This is a genomic window from Litoribaculum gwangyangense, assembly GCF_039543505.1.
GTDB lineage: Bacteria > Bacteroidota > Bacteroidia > Flavobacteriales > Flavobacteriaceae > Litoribaculum > Litoribaculum gwangyangense.
On sequence record NZ_BAABJW010000005.1, the window covers coordinates 123,355 to 140,464 of the forward strand.

General features: G+C 32.9%; 19 protein-coding genes and 1 tRNA gene. 13 read left to right on the forward strand and 7 right to left on the reverse strand.

The genetic code is table 11. The annotated features are described in order from the left end of the window. Positions 1 to 26 precede the first annotated feature (26 nt). The gene (locus ABD963_RS14245) at positions 27 to 1,292 is read left to right on the forward strand and encodes a hypothetical protein (RefSeq protein WP_345277950.1); all 1,266 of its coding nucleotides are present in this window, start codon (positions 27 to 29) and stop codon (positions 1,290 to 1,292) included. A 112-nt stretch (positions 1,293 to 1,404) separates the two neighbouring features. Then, complete coding sequence (locus ABD963_RS14250) at positions 1,405 to 1,992, forward strand: YceI family protein (protein ID WP_345277952.1); 588 nt, start codon at positions 1,405 to 1,407, stop codon at positions 1,990 to 1,992. Positions 1,993 to 2,073: 81 nt separating this feature from the next. Here the strand turns inward: ABD963_RS14250 and rho are convergent, their stop codons facing one another. Beyond that, entirely contained in the window at positions 2,074 to 3,669 is a 1,596-nt protein-coding gene (rho, locus tag ABD963_RS14255; RefSeq protein ID WP_345277954.1) for a transcription termination factor Rho, read from the reverse strand. Positions 3,670 to 3,855: 186 nt separating this feature from the next. Between rho and ABD963_RS14260 the strand changes: the two genes are divergently transcribed. After that, on the forward strand, positions 3,856 to 4,266 hold the full coding sequence (locus tag ABD963_RS14260) for a DUF4293 domain-containing protein (protein WP_345277956.1): 411 nt from the start codon (positions 3,856 to 3,858) through the stop codon (positions 4,264 to 4,266). Between the two features lie 57 nt (positions 4,267 to 4,323). Here the strand turns inward: ABD963_RS14260 and ABD963_RS14265 are convergent, their stop codons facing one another. Beyond that, a complete protein-coding gene (locus ABD963_RS14265; RefSeq protein ID WP_345277958.1) occupies positions 4,324 to 4,821 on the reverse strand; it encodes a metallophosphoesterase family protein in 498 nt (165 codons plus the stop codon). A gap of 90 nt (positions 4,822 to 4,911) precedes the next feature. On the opposite strand from ABD963_RS14265, the gene truA reads away from it, so the two are divergent. Further along, positions 4,912 to 5,661 (forward strand): tRNA pseudouridine(38-40) synthase TruA, encoded by a 750-nt coding sequence (gene truA / locus ABD963_RS14270; RefSeq protein ID WP_345277960.1) that lies wholly within the window; start codon positions 4,912 to 4,914, stop codon positions 5,659 to 5,661. Next, positions 5,654 to 7,423 carry an ABC transporter ATP-binding protein gene (locus tag ABD963_RS14275; protein ID WP_345277962.1) on the forward strand — a complete coding sequence of 590 codons (1,770 nt, stop codon included), beginning with the start codon at positions 5,654 to 5,656 and terminating at the stop codon, positions 7,421 to 7,423. The genes truA and ABD963_RS14275 overlap by 8 nt, the downstream gene beginning before the upstream one ends. A gap of 4 nt (positions 7,424 to 7,427) precedes the next feature. Here ABD963_RS14275 and ABD963_RS14280 read toward each other — a convergent pair whose 3' ends face one another. From ABD963_RS14280 to folP, 4 genes are read right to left on the reverse strand one after another with little or no spacing between them, the layout of a single operon-like run. After that, positions 7,428 to 8,228, reverse strand: coding sequence for a DUF3667 domain-containing protein (locus tag ABD963_RS14280; protein ID WP_345277964.1), 801 nt, complete (start codon positions 8,226 to 8,228; stop codon positions 7,428 to 7,430). Further along, positions 8,228 to 9,013: a diadenylate cyclase gene (locus ABD963_RS14285; protein ID WP_345277966.1), complete on the reverse strand. Its 786-nt coding sequence runs from the start codon at positions 9,011 to 9,013 to the stop codon at positions 8,228 to 8,230. The genes ABD963_RS14280 and ABD963_RS14285 overlap by 1 nt, the downstream gene beginning before the upstream one ends. Before the next feature lie 35 nt (positions 9,014 to 9,048). Next, positions 9,049 to 9,735, reverse strand: a complete 687-nt coding sequence (locus tag ABD963_RS14290; RefSeq protein WP_345277968.1) for a hypothetical protein — start codon at positions 9,733 to 9,735, stop codon at positions 9,049 to 9,051. After that, positions 9,732 to 10,556, reverse strand: a complete 825-nt coding sequence (folP, locus tag ABD963_RS14295; RefSeq protein ID WP_345277970.1) for a dihydropteroate synthase — start codon at positions 10,554 to 10,556, stop codon at positions 9,732 to 9,734. Before folP ends, ABD963_RS14290 begins: the two co-directional genes overlap by 4 nt. A gap of 104 nt (positions 10,557 to 10,660) precedes the next feature. Here folP and ABD963_RS14300 point away from each other — a divergent pair, with 104 nt between their 5' ends. Genes ABD963_RS14300 through ABD963_RS14330 form a run of 7 tightly spaced genes read left to right on the forward strand, consistent with a single transcriptional unit; the run spans position 10,661 to position 16,028 of the window. Beyond that, positions 10,661 to 11,197: a DUF1599 domain-containing protein gene (locus ABD963_RS14300; protein ID WP_345277972.1), complete on the forward strand. Its 537-nt coding sequence runs from the start codon at positions 10,661 to 10,663 to the stop codon at positions 11,195 to 11,197. Position 11,198: 1 nt separating this feature from the next. Then, complete coding sequence (locus tag ABD963_RS14305) at positions 11,199 to 12,515, forward strand: BT_3928 family protein (RefSeq protein ID WP_345277974.1); 1,317 nt, start codon at positions 11,199 to 11,201, stop codon at positions 12,513 to 12,515. Further along, on the forward strand, positions 12,512 to 13,588 hold the full coding sequence (locus ABD963_RS14310; RefSeq protein ID WP_345278260.1) for an ABC transporter permease: 1,077 nt from the start codon (positions 12,512 to 12,514) through the stop codon (positions 13,586 to 13,588). The genes ABD963_RS14305 and ABD963_RS14310 overlap by 4 nt, the downstream gene beginning before the upstream one ends. 15 nt (positions 13,589 to 13,603) lie before the next feature. After that, entirely contained in the window at positions 13,604 to 14,095 is a 492-nt protein-coding gene (locus ABD963_RS14315; RefSeq protein WP_345277976.1) for a TlpA family protein disulfide reductase, read from the forward strand. A gap of 35 nt (positions 14,096 to 14,130) precedes the next feature. Beyond that, on the forward strand, positions 14,131 to 14,880 hold the full coding sequence (gene tpiA / locus ABD963_RS14320; protein ID WP_345277978.1) for a triose-phosphate isomerase: 750 nt from the start codon (positions 14,131 to 14,133) through the stop codon (positions 14,878 to 14,880). 6 nt (positions 14,881 to 14,886) lie between these two features. Further along, a complete protein-coding gene (gene prmA / locus ABD963_RS14325) occupies positions 14,887 to 15,723 on the forward strand; it encodes a 50S ribosomal protein L11 methyltransferase (RefSeq protein ID WP_345277980.1) in 837 nt (278 codons plus the stop codon). A gap of 29 nt (positions 15,724 to 15,752) precedes the next feature. After that, positions 15,753 to 16,028: an ATP-dependent Clp protease adaptor ClpS gene (locus tag ABD963_RS14330; protein WP_345278262.1), complete on the forward strand. Its 276-nt coding sequence runs from the start codon at positions 15,753 to 15,755 to the stop codon at positions 16,026 to 16,028. A 4-nt stretch (positions 16,029 to 16,032) separates the two neighbouring features. On the opposite strand, the gene ABD963_RS14335 is transcribed toward ABD963_RS14330, so the two are convergent. Then, positions 16,033 to 16,824 carry a sulfite exporter TauE/SafE family protein gene (locus ABD963_RS14335; RefSeq protein ID WP_345277982.1) on the reverse strand — a complete coding sequence of 264 codons (792 nt, stop codon included), beginning with the start codon at positions 16,822 to 16,824 and terminating at the stop codon, positions 16,033 to 16,035. Between the two features lie 131 nt (positions 16,825 to 16,955). On the opposite strand from ABD963_RS14335, the gene ABD963_RS14340 reads away from it, so the two are divergent. Beyond that, positions 16,956 to 17,029: transfer RNA gene (locus tag ABD963_RS14340), tRNA-Arg, on the forward strand. The last annotated feature ends 81 nt before the right edge of the window (positions 17,030 to 17,110 follow it).

The window sequence follows — 17,110 nt, forward strand, 5'->3', positions numbered from 1 at the left end:
AACAATCAAATTAAAAATTAGAAATCATGAAAAAATTATTAAAGAGTAGTATACTATTAGTAGCATTATTAATTGGATCTGGGTTTTATGCCCAAAACAGGAACCTGGACAATTTTAGGCAACCTGATAAGAATGGGGTAAATGTTTTTGAAGCCCCAAAGGATAGCGTATTAACATTCGATGGTGTAAAAGTTCGTGTTGGAGGCTCTTCAACCCTACAATATCAAGATTTAAGTCATGAAAATTCTGGTGCCGTTGCATTAAAGGAAATTGGTGGTAACTTCAATTTAGCAACCGCAAACTTAGACTTGGATGTAGCACTAGCTAAAGGAGTTCGCATGCATTTAAGAACTTATTTGTCTTCTCGTCACCATCCTGAGCCTTATGTAAAAGGGGGGTATTTTCAAATAGATAATCTAGACTTTATAAGCGAAGGATTACTTGAGGGCTTAATGCAAAAGGTTACCCTTAAAATTGGACATATGGAAAACAACTATGGTGATGCCCACTTTAGAAGAAGTGATAACTCACAAGCCATTTATAATCCATTTGTAGGTAACTTGATAATGGACGCCTTTACAACAGAAGTGGGTGCAGAACTTTATTATAGATGTAATAGTGGATTTTTAGGTATGGTAGGTTTTACAAACGGTAAACTAAACCAGGCTGTTGATAACCCAGATACAGGAGGGGCTTCTTTCTTAGCGAAGTTGGGTTATGACAAACAAATCAATGATGATTTTAGATTTAGATTAACAGGGTCACTTTATAATACAGGAGCTGTAAGAACTTCTTATTTATATAGTGCTGATCGTGCAGGCTCAAGATATTACTTAGTGTTAGAAGATGTAGATGCAAGTGCCGTTAGTAATTTTAGATCTGGACGTTACAATCCGAACTTTGGTAATGAAATCACTGCCATCATGATTAACCCATTTGTGAAATACGGTGGATTAGAGTTTTTTGGAACGATTGAGACCTCTAAAGGTAAACGAAATTCAGAAGCTGATGAAAGAACCGCAAAACAATTTGCTGGTGAACTTATATACAGATTTGGAAGTACTGAAAATTTCTACTTAGGTACTCGATACAATAAAGTAGATGCTGAGGACAGAAGTGGAGATGATATTGAAATATCTAGATTTCAACTGGGAGCTGGCTGGTTCATGACCAACAATATTTTACTTAAATTAGAGTATGTAACTCAAAAACATGATGGTTATAATACCTCAAGTATTTTTAATGATGGTAAATTTAATGGTCTAATGGCTGAAGCTGTGATAAGTTTCTAGGACATTTAAATAAGAAAAGTAAGTCTAAAAGTATGATCAAAATGACAAATAAAATATTGTACTTTAAGGCTTACTTTTTTAAATTAGAGGTACAGAAAACAAAATCAAACAAATGAACTTCATAAAAAAAATATTGTTTTTTGTTTCAATATTAGGAACACTAGCTTTTACTGCTGTAATAACAGGGAGTACTTCAGTTTTGATTACTCCTAGTAGCAAATTGCTTATTAAAGGAAAAACCAATGTTAACAGTTTTAAGTGTGAATTTGATATTTTAAAGTTGAAAAATCCTATCCCTGTTGTTTTTCAAAAGATAGGCGATAAAATGGTATTTGATAATACTGTATTAGTTCTGGAAAATGATTGTTTTGATTGCGGAGGAAAAGGAATCAACAACGATTTTCAAGAACTTTTAAAATCTGATGTGTATCCTCAAACCCAAATTAAATTAAAAGAAATTTGTAGAGATACTAAAGACGATAATAGTATTCTTGCATTCCTAGATATCAGTATAGCTGGAGTTACAAAATCTTGCACAACACCAGTAAAATTTGAAGATGGAGATAGTTTATTTGTTAAAGGTGTTTTGAACTTGAATATTTGTGATTTTAATTTAGAACCGCCAAAAAAAGCTTTGGGACTTATAGTTGTAAAAGATATTATTGAAATAAATTTTCATTTAGTGGTAAAAGAATATTAATAATTTGAGCCCAACGTTTAAATTGAAAAAGCCTTAACAAATTTTGTTAAGGCTTTTCAGTTTAATGTTTAGTTAGTCATATTATCCATTCATGGATATTAAAAATTCTTCATTATTTCTGGTTTGTTTAAAACGATCGTTAATGAATTCCATAGCTTCCACAGGATTCATATCTGCAAGGTATTTTCTCATCACCCACATACGTTGTATGGTGTTTTCATCTAACAATAAATCGTCACGACGCGTACTTGAAGACGTTAAATCGATAGCAGGGAAAATTCTACGGTTAGATATTTTTCTGTCCAATTGTAACTCCATATTACCAGTTCCTTTGAATTCTTCAAAAATAACCTCGTCCATTTTAGAGCCAGTTTCCGTTAAGGCCGTAGCAATAATAGTTAGTGAGCCTCCATTTTCAATATTACGTGCCGCACCAAAGAAACGTTTTGGCTTGTGTAACGCGTTGGCGTCCACACCACCAGAAAGTATTTTACCAGAAGCTGGTTGTACAGTATTGTAGGCTCTAGCTAAACGTGTGATGGAATCTAAAAGAATCACTACATCGTGTCCGCATTCTACCAAACGTTTTGCTTTTTCTAAAACAATATCAGCAATCTTAACGTGCTCATGGGCTTCTTTGTCAAAGGTTGATGAAATCACTTCACCACGCACATTACGTTGCATATCGGTTACCTCTTCAGGACGTTCATCAATCAATAAAATCATTAAATATACCTCAGGATGATTAGCAGCAATGGCATTAGCTACATCTTTCAATAACATCGTTTTACCAGTTTTAGGCTGCGATACAATCATGCCACGCTGTCCTTTACCTATTGGAGAAAACAAATCCATGATTCTCGTAGAAATGGTACTTTGCTTTTCGGCAATATTGAATTTTTCTTTTGGAAATAAAGGGGTTAGATGCTCAAAAGACACTCGGTCTCTTACAACCTCTGGTTTCTGACCATTAATTTTCACCACTTTTATTAAAGGAAAATATTTTTCCCCTTCCTTCGGAGGTCTTACATGACCTAAAACGGTATCCCCCTTTTTTAAACCGAATAAGCGTATTTGAGATTGAGATACATAAATATCATCAGGCGAGGATAAGTAATTATAATCAGATGATCTTAAAAAACCATAGCCATCTTGCATGATATCTAAAACACCTTCACTTTCAATAATGGCATCAAATTCAAAATCTGGATCCCGATAGCGGTTTCTGTTGTCTTTATTACCTGCATCAACATTCCCATTTTTTTGGTTTTTATGCTGATTTTTATGCTGATTCTGTTGATGTGGTTTTTGTTGATTATCGTTTTGAGGTCTTGGGTTAGGTTTATTAGCTGGTTTATTTTGCTTTTGTGGGATTTCCACTTTTTCTTGAGTTTCAACTTTATTTTCAGTGGAAACTTTTTCCTCGTTTTTAACTTGAGGTTTTCTAGAAGGTTTCTGAATGCGCTGTCGAGGTTTTTTGTTTTCAGATTTTGTTTCTGGTGCTTCTGTAGGAGCTACCACGGCTTTTACTGCTGTTGGGTCGGCAGCTTGTTGATCTAGTATTTGATAAACTAAATCTAATTTTTTTAATGAACGGTATTTGGAAACGTTCAATTTTTTCGCAATCTCCTGTAAATCAGAGAGCTTCTTTTCTTTTAATTGTGAAATTTCAAACATTGATGTTTAATTGGATATTTTTATTTGAATACAAACTTGGGTTATTCTGAAAAAAATTGAATTTTTATTCTGAAGATTAACCGCGTTTAGGTGCGATTGTTGAGAATTATTACTGCAATTATACAACTTTATTTTAATAATTAGCATTAATTCTATTATTTTTGCGGTCTAGTTTTTAAAAATTATATGTTACAACGCATACAAACCATTTATCTCTTGTGTGCTGCAGGGATTTCAGCAGGGCTAATATTTGTATTCCGTTTATGGATCACAAACGAGGGTATAGAGGTGTTTGCTAAACATGACATACTATATTTAGGATTATTTCTAGGTTCAGCAGTATTGTCTTTAATAGGCATATTTATGTATAAAAATAGGAAGTCGCAATTTGTTTTGGGACGACTTAACATCATATTAAACTTTATTTTACTAGGATTTTTCGTGTATCAATCACTAAATGTATCTGGAGAAACGGCGGTTTCTGAGAAAGGTATTGGGATGCTTCTCCCTATTGTTTCTATCGTGTTTTTGGCATTAGCCAATAAGGCCATCAAGAAGGATGAAGATCTTGTAAAATCTGTGGATAGATTACGATAAACCTAACATCTTAGTAGTATTAGTGCGTTAAAACCCAAAGTGAAAACTTTGGGTTTTTTAATATCTTTTATTAAACTCAATAACTTCTAAATTATCAATTTTACTGCCATCAATCGTAAAACGGAGCATAGTTCGTGTTTTATGAAATCCATGTTTACCTACAGCGCCTGGATTCATATGCAGTAAGTTTAGTTTTTTATCGGGTATTACTTTTAAAATATGTGAATGCCCACATATAAAAAGCCTTGGCGGGTTTTGCTCAATTTCTTGATAAACTCTGGCATTGTATTTAGGAGGATAGCCGCCTATATGAGTGATCCAAACATCTACCTCCTCACACATAAAACGTTTGTTTTCAGGGAATTCTAAACGCAATTTAGCATCGTCAATATTTCCATATACACCATGCAAAGGTTTTAGGGCTTTAATAGCGTCAGTCACCTTTAAATCGCCTATATCTCCTGCATGCCAAACTTCATCAACCTGTTTCACATATTTTAAAATATCATCATCTATGTATCCGTGAGTGTCAGATAGTAATAGGATTTTTTTCATTTTATAAACTATTCTTAAAACTTCCAACTTCTGCCTTCCAGCTTCGGTCTTTATATTATCTTTGTTGTTTCACAAAAGTATTAAAACAAATTGCGATATTTTTTAGAACTTTCCTATAATGGAACTGGGTACCATGGTTGGCAAAATCAACCCAATGCATTGTCAATTCAAGAGGTTTTAGAAAAAGCAGTGTCCACGTTATTAAATGAGGAGATTTCGATTACTGGAGCAGGACGAACAGATGCTGGTGTACATGCCAAACAAATGTTTGCCCATTTTGATACGAATATAGCTTTTTACCCAGAAGATTTAAAGTATAAACTTAATTCATTTTTACCACAGGATATTGCCATTCATTATATTTTTAAAGTAAAACCTGAGGCCCATGCGCGTTTTGATGCCGTAAGTAGAACCTATTTATACAGAGTAACTTTAAAAAAGAATGTGTTTAATTATAATGAGGCTTATTACGTAAAGCAAGCCTTGAATGTGGATAAGATGAATGAAGCCTCGAAAATTTTGTTTGAGTATAAAGATTTTCAATGCTTTTCAAAAAGTAATACCGATGTAAAAACGTATTATTGTGATATTATGAAAGCGGAATGGTTTTTTAAACAGGATGAACTTCATTTTGTAATTCAAGCCAATAGGTTTTTGCGAAATATGGTTAGAGCTATCGTTGGTACCATGATAAATATAGGTTTGGGAAAACTCAATTTAGAAGATTTCCATGCTACCATTCAATCTAAAAGTAGAAGTGAAGCTGGTTTTTCGGTGCCAGCACATGGATTGTATTTAACTAACATTGAATATCCAAAGGATATTAAAATAGATGAGTAAAACAAAAGAAAATAGTTTCGATTTTAAGCTTTTTAAGCGTCTTTTTCAGTATATAAAACCATACAAAGGCATCTTTTTTGGTCTGTTAATATTGGTCATTCTCCTAGCTTTGTTTAGTGCGGCTACTCCTTATATTACAAAAGATGCCATAGACGATAGTATAGCCAACAAGCAAGAAAAAGGATTTATGTTTTACATTATGCTCATGTTCGCTGTATTAGTATTACAAACCGTGTTTCAGTTACTGTTTATTTATTACGCAGCTTGGTTAGGGCAAAATATCGTAATGGATGTTCGGGTTAAACTTTTTGACCATTTACTAAGTTTTAAAATGAAGTATTATGACAATTCCTCTGTGGGTGTATTGATAACCAGGGCAGTAACCGATATGGAGCGAATAGCTGATATTTTTGGTGAAGGGTTGTTTATGATATTTAGGGATTTACTCACCATGGGAGTTGTTTTTGGTGTGATGCTGTATATTAATGTAAAACTCAGTCTTATCGTTCTTCTAATGCTTCCATTACTACTGTATGCCACGCGGTTATTTCAAAAGTATATGAAAAAAGCTTTTGAGGAAGTAAGAAATGAAGTGTCTAATCTCAACTCTTTTGTCCAAGAACGATTAACGGGTATGAAAATTTTGCAATTGTTTACCCGTGAGGATACTGAGTATAAAAAATTCAAAATAATTAATGAACGACATAAAAAAGGTTGGTTAAAAACGGTTTGGTATAACTCTATTTTCTTTCCAATAGCCGATTTGGTATCGTCTGTTAGTATTGGTTTGGTGGCTTGGTATGGCGGTTTAAATATGGTTTTGCAGAATAGTTCGGTATCACAAGGTGACTTGGTCGCTTTCGTCATGTTTATTCCCATGTTGTTTAGGCCTTTACGACAAATAGCCGATAAGTTTAACACGCTTCAAATGGGAATGGTGGCTGCAACCAGAGTCTTTAAAGTGTTGGATACCACGTCACACATCGATGATACGGGCACTCATGTTGCAGAATCTTTCAAAGGGCACATCCAATTTGATAAGGTTTATTTTAATTATGTTGAAGATGAAACTGTTTTGAAAGGTGTTTCGTTTGAAGTTAATGTTGGTGAAACGGTTGCCATTGTTGGGGCTACGGGAGCAGGAAAATCAACCATTATAAACTTATTGAATCGTTTTTACGAAATTAAAGACGGTGTTATTTCTGTAGATGGCATCAATATCAAGGATGTTACCTTATCCTCTCTGAGGACTCAAATAGCTATCGTGTTGCAAGATGTATTTTTATTTGCAGATACCATTTTGAATAACATCACTTTAAATAATCCTAACATTACAGAAGAAGACGTTAAACAGGCTGCAAGGGATATTGGAATACATGATTTTATAATGACTTTGCCCAACGGTTATCACTATAATGTTAAAGAACGAGGCGTTATGTTATCTTCTGGTCAGCGTCAACTTATTTCATTTTTAAGAGCCTATGTAACCAACCCAAGTATTTTGGTGTTGGATGAAGCCACTTCGTCTGTAGACTCTTACTCGGAGCAACTCATACAAAATGCCACCGATAAAATCACGAAAGGAAGAACCTCAATTGTTATAGCCCATCGATTAGCAACTATTAAAAAAGCCGATAAAATTTTGGTTATGGATGCTGGCGAAATTGTAGAACAAGGAACCCATGAAGAATTGCTTAAAAAGGAAAATGGCTATTACAAAAACCTTTACGAAGTTCAGTTTTTAAAGGATGAAGTTGCTTAGTTAACTAACTGGCTTCAGGTTTAAAATTTTCAAAATTAATGGCTCCTGTTAGTATCATAAAAATTGCCATTAAAATAGAAAATACAATATACATAGCTAAAAAAACGACTAAAAAAAACAGAATTTTTAGAATGAGTTGAGCTGGGCTAAGTTTGAAAATGCGCTTTAAAATATAAGCATGATAAAAAAACATGATAAAATAGAATGTAATTGTAAAAAGCATATATTTTTCTGGAATTAAAAACAATACAATTTGCCCAAGAATTACTGAAACTATTGATAATGCAGACATACTATATAGATATATTATAACATGCTCTGTTAAATTATATCGTTTATTATAAAACACTATGATAGATATCATAGCCATAAATGGCACCATTGCAGAATAAATTAATGAACTATATTCAAAAGCAGAATTTGTTGAGTTCTCCATCAATTGTTTAGAAATATCATTATTATAAATTTGTGAGCTAAACATTGAAGAGAAGTCAAAGTATTTTACGTAGAATTTTTTTATAACAAAGACAGCCAATCCACTTAAAGTTAACGAAACTCCAAAAAAGCTTAAAGGGTTTACATAACGTTTCCTAACACCAGATATATAACTATTTATAACCAATTCTGGTTTTATAAACAAATCAATAAATGTTCTAAGTAGTTTATTATCGTAATTGAAAAAAGTTTCACTAATGTGTTCAAACAAATTTTTTATAGTTAATCTTTTTCTAATAATCTTACCGCCGCAAGTATGACAATACTCGCTTTCTGGGATTAAATTTGTGTCACAGTTTTTACAATGCATTAACTTAAATCTTTTTTGATCATTGAACTTAGCTGATTGGTGTCTTCAAACACTACAAATTCACCATCCTTAAAATATGAAATATGCCCTGTTTCCTCACTAACTACCAGTGCTAAAGCATCCGTTTTTTCTGTGACGCCAATAGCTGCTCTGTGCCTCAAACCAAAGCGTTGCGGAATAGTTTTTTCATTGTTTACAGGTAGAATAACGCGCGTAGCTTTTACCACATTATTGTTAACTATGATAGCTCCATCATGCAACGGACTATTTTTAAAAAATATACTTTCTATAATGGGCTGAGTAACTTTTATATTCATCTCGTCCCCAGAAGATGATAAGAAATCTAAGTTATTATTGCGTTCAAAAACAATAAGCGCACCCGTTTTAGACATGCTCATTTTATTACAGGCCGAAATTATGGCGTCTACATTAGTGTCGTTTTGGATTTCTGTTTTAAGAAAACTAAAAGGTTTTAAAAACTTTCGTCGCCTATTAAAATTAGTGGAACCGACCATCAGTAAAAATTTCCTAATTTCAGGTTGAAAAACCACTATTAAAGCGATGATACCCACTTTCATAAAACCGCCAAAAATACCAGTTAGTAATTCCATGTTTAAAAACTCAGTAAGTTTCCAAACCAGGTAAATAATAATGATACCTATAAAAATATTAATCGCAACGGTACCTTTAACCAGTTTGTAAATGTAGTAGAGTAGCAGTGCAACAAGTATGACATCGATAACATCTACAACACTCAACTTCAATAGGTCTTTAAAGATTTCCAAAGGCTAGTGGTTTTGGTAAATTTAGTAAAAAAGGGTTAATTATAAATGAATTCGTGATTTGATAACAATACATTTTCTAAATCTATTTTTGAAATCGCTGATTTAATAGAAATATATTCTTGGAAAGTTATTTTTTCATTGAAATTTAAAATGATTTCAAAACTCTTAGTTTTCATCATTAAACTTTTAATTTGATTAGTCACATTATGATAATTTGCTTTTTTTGTAATCAAACTATCTATAAAACCCATAATTTCAATATTTTCCATTGAGTGACATATGACACTTAATCTTGTGATTTCTGGAATAGTTGAAATTTTAGAAAAATATTCACCTGCTGATTCTTCATGGTATACCAGATTCTTAAACTCCAAAAATCCTAAATTGTTTCTACTAAGATCATTACAGGTAAAATAGTTTTTAGCATTTATATTTTTATGCCCTGCCTTTTCCTTTTTCTCTTGTAAAAATGTTATATGGGGAATCACTTGTTTTAAGCTTAAGCGTTTGTCTACATTTACCAACCAATTGGTGGTACTTATTAGGTTTTTTCTATTAAGGAATACATTATCTTTTTGGGTTTCATCATAAAATAAATAAGCAGCCGAAACATCTTGTATTTCGGTAATATCTGAATGGGTTATTTCAGGCAATTGAATCACTTTTTCATTTCCGCAAGAAAAAACAATGCAAACTATTATGAATAAAATTATTTGTTTCATGAGCTTAAAGATTCAACCAATTTAACACATTCCACAGCTTCTTTAACATCATGAACCCTCAAAATATTAGCGCCTTTTTGCAATGCAACGGTATTTAAAACGGATGTGCCATTTAAGGCATCTTTAGCTGAGGTTTCCAAAGTTTTATAAATCATCGATTTTCTTGAAACACCTACCAACAACGGTTTTTCAATTATTTTAAATAGCTCTAGGTTATTTAGTAACTCAAAATTTTGCTCCAGGGTTTTTGCAAAACCAAAACCGGGGTCAACAATTATATCAATAATTCCTAAGGCTTTTGCAGCACCTATTCTCTCAGAAAAATAAAACAAAATATCTTTTACTAAATCATCATAATCCGTAAGCTTTTGCATGGTTTTTGGATTTCCACGCATGTGCATCATGATATAGGGAACATGCAAATTAGCTATGGTTTGCAACATCTTATCATCTAACCTACCTGCAGAAATATCATTAATCATAGTGGCCCCTGATTCAATACACGCTTTAGCTACATTACTTCTAAAGGTGTCTATAGAAAGCAAGATTTCAGGAAATTCTACTAAAATTGAATTTACAATGGGTAGTATGCGTTTTAACTCTTCATCTTCACTAACATGGTCGGCATTTGGCCGCGAACTGTAAGCGCCAATATCAATAAAAGTAGCACCTTCTGTAAGCATTTTTTCGACCTGATTGAAAATTTTGGTTTGGTCTTTATAAAATCCACCATCATAAAATGAGTCTGGAGTAATATTTAAAATTCCCATGACTTTAGGCGATGATAAATCTATCAGTTTTCCTTTGCAATTAATAGTCATTTATTAAGTTTTGTAAGGTGTTGGTACATAGTTTAAAACTTTAAACCATAAACCTTGAAGGTTTTAATAATTTATGCGAAATTTACGCAAAATTGAATTTATTTATGCAAGATACTTCAAAACAATACGATGCCGTAATTGATGCCTGTAAAAGTTTGTTTATCAAAAAAATGAGTGACTATGGTAGCGCCTGGAGAATATTACGATTACCTTCACTAACTGACCAAATTTTCATAAAAGCGCAACGTATTAGAGGACTTCAGCAGAATGAAGTTAGAAAAGTTGATGAAGACGAAGTAAGTGAATTTATAGGGATTATAAATTATTGTATTATGGCTTTAATTCAATTGGAAAAAGGTGTGGTTGAGCAACCCGATTTATCTACTGATGAGGCCTTAGAATTATATGAAAAGCATGTTGCCATTACCAAAAAGTTAATGGAAGACAAAAACCACGATTATGGTGAAGCTTGGCGGGATATGAGAGTGAGCAGTTTAACCGATTTAATTTTACAGAAACTTTTACGTGTTAAACAAATTGAGGATAATGCAGGAAAAACTTTGGTAAGCGAAGGTATTGATGCCAATTACCAGGATATGATAAATTATGCGGTTTTTGCGTTAATTCATTTAAATAATTAGGATGAAAATATTAGTAGCAATAAGTAGGATATTGGTGGGTACATTATTCATCATTTCAGGGATGATTAAATTGAACGACCCATTAGGGTTTTCATATAAATTACAAGAATATTTTAGTCAGGATGTTTTAAATATACCATTTTTAGAGCCTTATGCTTTAATGATTTCAGTATTAGTTGTTGTTTTCGAGGTCGTCTTGGGTGTATTTTTAATTATTGGATATAAGCCAAAATTTACCGTTTGGAGCTTATTGTTAATGATTATATTCTTTACATTCTTAACCTTTTATTCAGCTTATTTTGATAAGGTTAAGGATTGCGGTTGTTTTGGTGACGCATTAAAATTAACGCCATGGGAAAGCTTTACAAAGGACGTTTTGCTGTTGTTTTTAATTCTGATTTTATTCTTTGGTTTAAAATATATCAAACCTGTTTTTACAAAATTGCCTACTACTATTTTGGCCTTATTGAGTTTTATTTTCTGTTTATGGTTTGGGTATTATGTGCTCATGCATTTACCAGTTGTTGACTTTAGGGCATACAAAATCGGGAATAATATAAGTGAAGAGATGTCGATTCCTGAAGATGCTCCAAAACCAGTTATCGAATATGCCTGGAAATTCAGTGTAAATGGTGAGGAACAAATTATTTCTACTAATGGTTCCTATCCATCGGTTGAAGGTGATTTTGTAAGTGTGGATACCAAAGTGATCGAAGAAGGTTATGTTCCCTCAATTCAGGATTTTTCAATAGAATCTGAAGATGAAAATTTAACTGAATATTTTTTAGGAGAAGAGAACTTAATAGTGGTGGTATCCTACAGTTTAGAAAATATTGAAAAAGGAGGTGCTTCTAAATTAAAGACTTTGCAAGATAAAGCAAAAGCTAATAATTATAAAATTATAGGACTCACAGCATCAGGTGAAGAAGCTAAGGCCAACATTAACAAAATTTATAATTTAGATTTTGATTGGTATTTGTGCGATGAAAAAGCCCTTAAAACCGTTGTACGTTCCAACCCGGGTGTTTTAGAATTAGATAAGGGTACGGTTAAACAAAAAGTGCATTGGAACGATATTGAGGATTTAAAATTGCCAAAAGTTGAAAGACAAGTTGAAGAAAAAAAAGGAGATCTTGCCGTTATTGCCTATTATATTAACGGAAATTTATCAACAAAAGAGGAAGTGGAAGTTTTAGACCCCTTGAAAATTGAGAGTGTTAATGTCATTAAAGATTCCATTCAATTACAAGAATTAAATTCTCAAAATAATACATTTTACACTGGAATAGTTAAAGTTACCCTAAAACCAGAAAACTGATTAGTTATCTTTTAAATAAAATTTCTTACGCAATTCTCACCTTATTTGGGGTAGTAACCGTTATATTCTTTTTATTTAATGTGTTACCTGGAGACCCTGCAAGAATGATGTTGGGACAAAACGAAGATAGTGAACAGTTGGCTTTAGTAAAACAAAAATATGGTTTTGATAAGCCCATTAGTACTCAATATTTTTATTACATTAATGATTTGTCACCAATTTCATTCCATTCAAAACAGGCGGAGGATTATACCTTTTTACAAGATGGGAAATACAAGGCGGCCAAACTATTTTCTATTGGTAATACTTCGTTTGTTTTAAAATTACCCTATTTAAGGGAATCGTTCACTAAACAAGGTAAAAATGTATCCGAAGTATTAAAAGAAACTCTTCCCAATACATTTGTTTTGGCAGTTTCGGCTATTACCATTGCCATCATTTTAGGGGTTCTCTTGGGTATCGTTTCAGCCTTGTTTAAAGATAAGTGGCTCGATAAAACCATTCAAATATTTAGCACCTTGGGCATGAGTATCCCTTCTTTTTTTAGTGCCATTTTGTTTGCTTGGTTTTTTGGTTATGTTTTGCATAAATATACCCATTTAGAAATGACAGGTAGTCTTTATGAGTTGGATGATTTTGGTGAGGCCATGCATATTAAATGGAAAAATTTGATATTGCCAGCGGTAGTTTTGGGTATACGTCCGTTAGCAGTGGTTATACAGCTCATGCGGAATTCGTTGTTGGAAGTTTTCAATCAAGATTACATTCGCACGGCTCGGGCAAAAGGCCTAAGTGAATTCCAAATTATAAAACGGCATGCTGTAAAAAACGCTTTAAATCCTGTTGTTACCGCTATTTCGGGTTGGTTCGCATCCATGTTGGCAGGAGCCGTTTTTGTGGAATACATTTTTGGTTGGAATGGACTTGGAAAAGAAATAGTGAACGCTCTAAATACCTTGGATTTACCAGTAATTATGGGTTCAGTCTTAATAATTGCACTATTATTCATAATAATCAATATTTTTGTTGATGTTGTTTATGTTTGGCTAGATCCAAAAGTGAAACTTGAATAATTTTATATGAAAAAAATGAATTACTTAATTATTTTACTGATAAGTATTTTAAGTTGTAATACAGAAACGCCTGCAAAATTTTCTGAGGAAGCATTAAATGATACCTTTGTTACTTTAGAGGGCAACCATATTCCTTTTAAAGAGGCTTTAGAAACTTACAAAGGGCAAACCTTGTTAATCGATATTTGGGCATCATGGTGTGGTGATTGTATTAAGGGGATGCCAAAAGTAAAAACCTTACAAAAAGAATATAAGGATGTAACCTACATCTTTCTATCTTTAGATAGAAATCAGGAAGCTTGGAAAAGAGGAATTAAAAAATATGATGTTGTTGGGGAACATTTCTTTATGCAATCGGGGTGGGATGGTGCTTTTGGAGAATTTGTAAATTTAAATTGGATACCTCGTTACATGGTTGTTGATAAGCAAGGAAACATAAAACTATTTAAAGCGGTAAACGCTGATGATGAAAAAATAAAAGAAATTTTAAACGAATATAAACTTTAATAAATTCCTTCCTTTTTGGCAGGTAAACATAAGAAATGAGAAAAAATATCGTAGCAGGAAATTGGAAAATGAACAACGATTTATCACAAACGGAATTGTTGTTAACGGACTTAAAAAAGCAAACTCAAACATCAAATGCGGAGGTGATGGTAGCACCAACATTTACCAATTTGCATCATGCTTTTATTTCTTTAAAAGATACTAAAATCGAGGTTATTGCCCAAAACATGCACTTTGCGGAGAATGGTGCTTACACAGGCGAAATAAGTGCCAGTATGTTGAAAAGCGTGGGTGTAGAAACCGTTATTTTAGGACATAGCGAACGTCGTGAATATTTTAACGAAACCGATGAATTACTCGCTAAAAAAGTGGATGCGGCTTTAGCAAAAGACATGCGCATTATTTTTTGTTTTGGTGAGGAATTAGCCGATAGAAAATCAGGCAAAGAAGAAGATGTTGTTGGCAGCCAAATTAAAAACGCCTTATTTCATTTAAAAGCATGGGATTATAAAAACATCATTCTAGCTTACGAACCTGTTTGGGCCATTGGTACAGGCGAGACTGCTAGCCCTGAGCAAGCTCAAGATATGCATGCCTTTATCAGGAAAACGATTGCTGACCAGTATGGTTATGAAATAGCAAACGATGTATCCATTTTGTATGGCGGAAGCGTAAAGCCAAACAATGCTCAAGAAATCTTTTCAAAACCAGATGTAGATGGTGGTTTAATAGGAGGAGCGTCTTTAAACGCAGAAGATTTTTTCGCTATTGTCAATGCGTTTTAATTTAAAATGTCTTATATCATTTATTTAGGTTATTATTTTAAGGTAAATCCTTTGCAACCGGGCGTTGAAATTTTAATCGCAGAACTTGGTTATGCTGGTTTTGAAAGCTTTGTTGAAACCGATGAAGGTGTTACGGCCTACATTCAAAAAGATGAATGGCATGAAAATATTTTAGATCATATTCAAATTATGGCTTCCAATGAGTTTGAAATCACTTTCACTTTTGAAGAAATTGAACAAACCAACTGGAATGCTGAATGGGAGAAGAATTTCAACCCCATCATTGTTGATCATATTTGTTCGGTTCGTGCACCATTTCATCCAAAGCCCAATACAGAATTTGATATCATTATCGAGCCTAAAATGAGTTTTGGGACTGGACATCACGAAACAACCCACATGATGATTCAGCATATTTTAAAAAATGATTTTCAAGGCAAATCGGTTTTGGATATGGGCTGTGGTACAGGCGTTTTGGCCATTTTAGCAGAAATGAAAGGTGGCAAATCTATCGAAGCGATTGATTTTGATAACTGGTGTTATTTAAACAGTTTAGAAAATGTAGAAAGAAATAATTGTAAACACATAACGGTTATTGAAGGTGATGCCTCAGTTCTAAAAAATAAAAAGTACGATATCATTATCGCAAATATTAACCGGAACATTTTATTGCAAGACATGGCTATTTATGCGTCTTGTTTAAACAAAAATGGTTTGCTTTTTTTAAGTGGATTTTATAATGATGATATCCCTTTAATTCAAACAGAATGTGAAAAGCATATGTTAAAATTTAAAGAAAAATTGGAAAGAAACCATTGGGTTTCATTAAAATTTTTAAATTAGAGGTAATGAAATACCCAAAATTGCTAGATATGAGTTCTAAGGAAAAAGCATCAGAAGAATTATTACTTGAAGAAGAAATTTCAACTCAAAATGAAATTGTATTATTCAATGACGATGTTAATACTTTTGATCATGTCATCGAAACTTTAATTTACGCTTGCGATCATACGCCAGAACAAGCAGAACAATGCTCTTTAATTGTACATTACAAAGGCAAATGCACTGTAAAAACAGGTTTGTATGACGATTTAAAGCCGCGTTGCTCCATGTTGCTAGAAGCTGGTTTAAGTGCCGAAATAGTTTAACTTACTATTTCAACTCTTTGTAAATAATATATACTGCCATTAGCAGTACAAAATATCCAAAGCTTTTTTTAAGTTTATTTCCGCTTATAAATTTTGATAGGAAAACCCCTATAACAATTCCTAAAATAGATATGGCCGTGAAAAGTAATAGAAAAAGCCAGTCTATTTCTAATGTTTGCAAATCACCCATAAATCCAATTAAGGAGTTAATGGTTACTATTATTAAAGAAGTACCAACTGCTTTTTTCATGGGTATATGAGCCCAAATTACCAATGCAGGAACATATAAAAAACCTCCGCCAGCACCAATAATGCCCGTGATGCTTCCAATAATTAATGCTTGAATGAAGGTCTTGTAGTATGGTTGTTTTATTTTATTCAATACTTCTTCCTTTCCTTTTTTTATCATTGAAATAGAAGCCAGAAGCATTATAATGGCAAAAAATATCATGATTCCCATTTCCTTAGTCAAACGATATTCACCAAATGAAAAAAGAGTATCGGGAATACCAGGAACAAGATATCTCCTTGAAAAATAAACAGCCATGAAAGATGGAAATGAAAACGCTAATCCTGTTTTAAAATCTACTAATCCTTTTTTATACTTTTGATACGTACCTACTAAGGATGAAGTACCAACAACAAACAAGGAATAAGCTGTGGCAACTACAGGATTATATCCCAAAAGGTAAACCAACAAGGGAACCGTTAAAATGGAACCACCGCCTCCAATAAGTCCTAAAACTAAGCCAACAACTAATGCGCCAATATATCCTAAAATTTCTATGGTATTCATCTAAGCCAACAAAATTTAATTGAGTTTAAAGAATTAAAAACTTATTTAAATCCAAAAGTAATGAAATAGAAATTTGAACTAAATATTTGGTAGAGTTTTAATAAAAATACTATATTTGCACCCACAAAAATGGCCTCGTGGCGCAACTGAATAGCGCACTTGATTACGGCTCAAGAGGTTACAGGTTTGAATCCTGTCGAGGTCACAATGAAAAACCTAATATGTTAAAAATTAACATGTTAGGTTTTTTAGTATAAAACAGTCATTCCTTTGCCTTTTCGGTAAA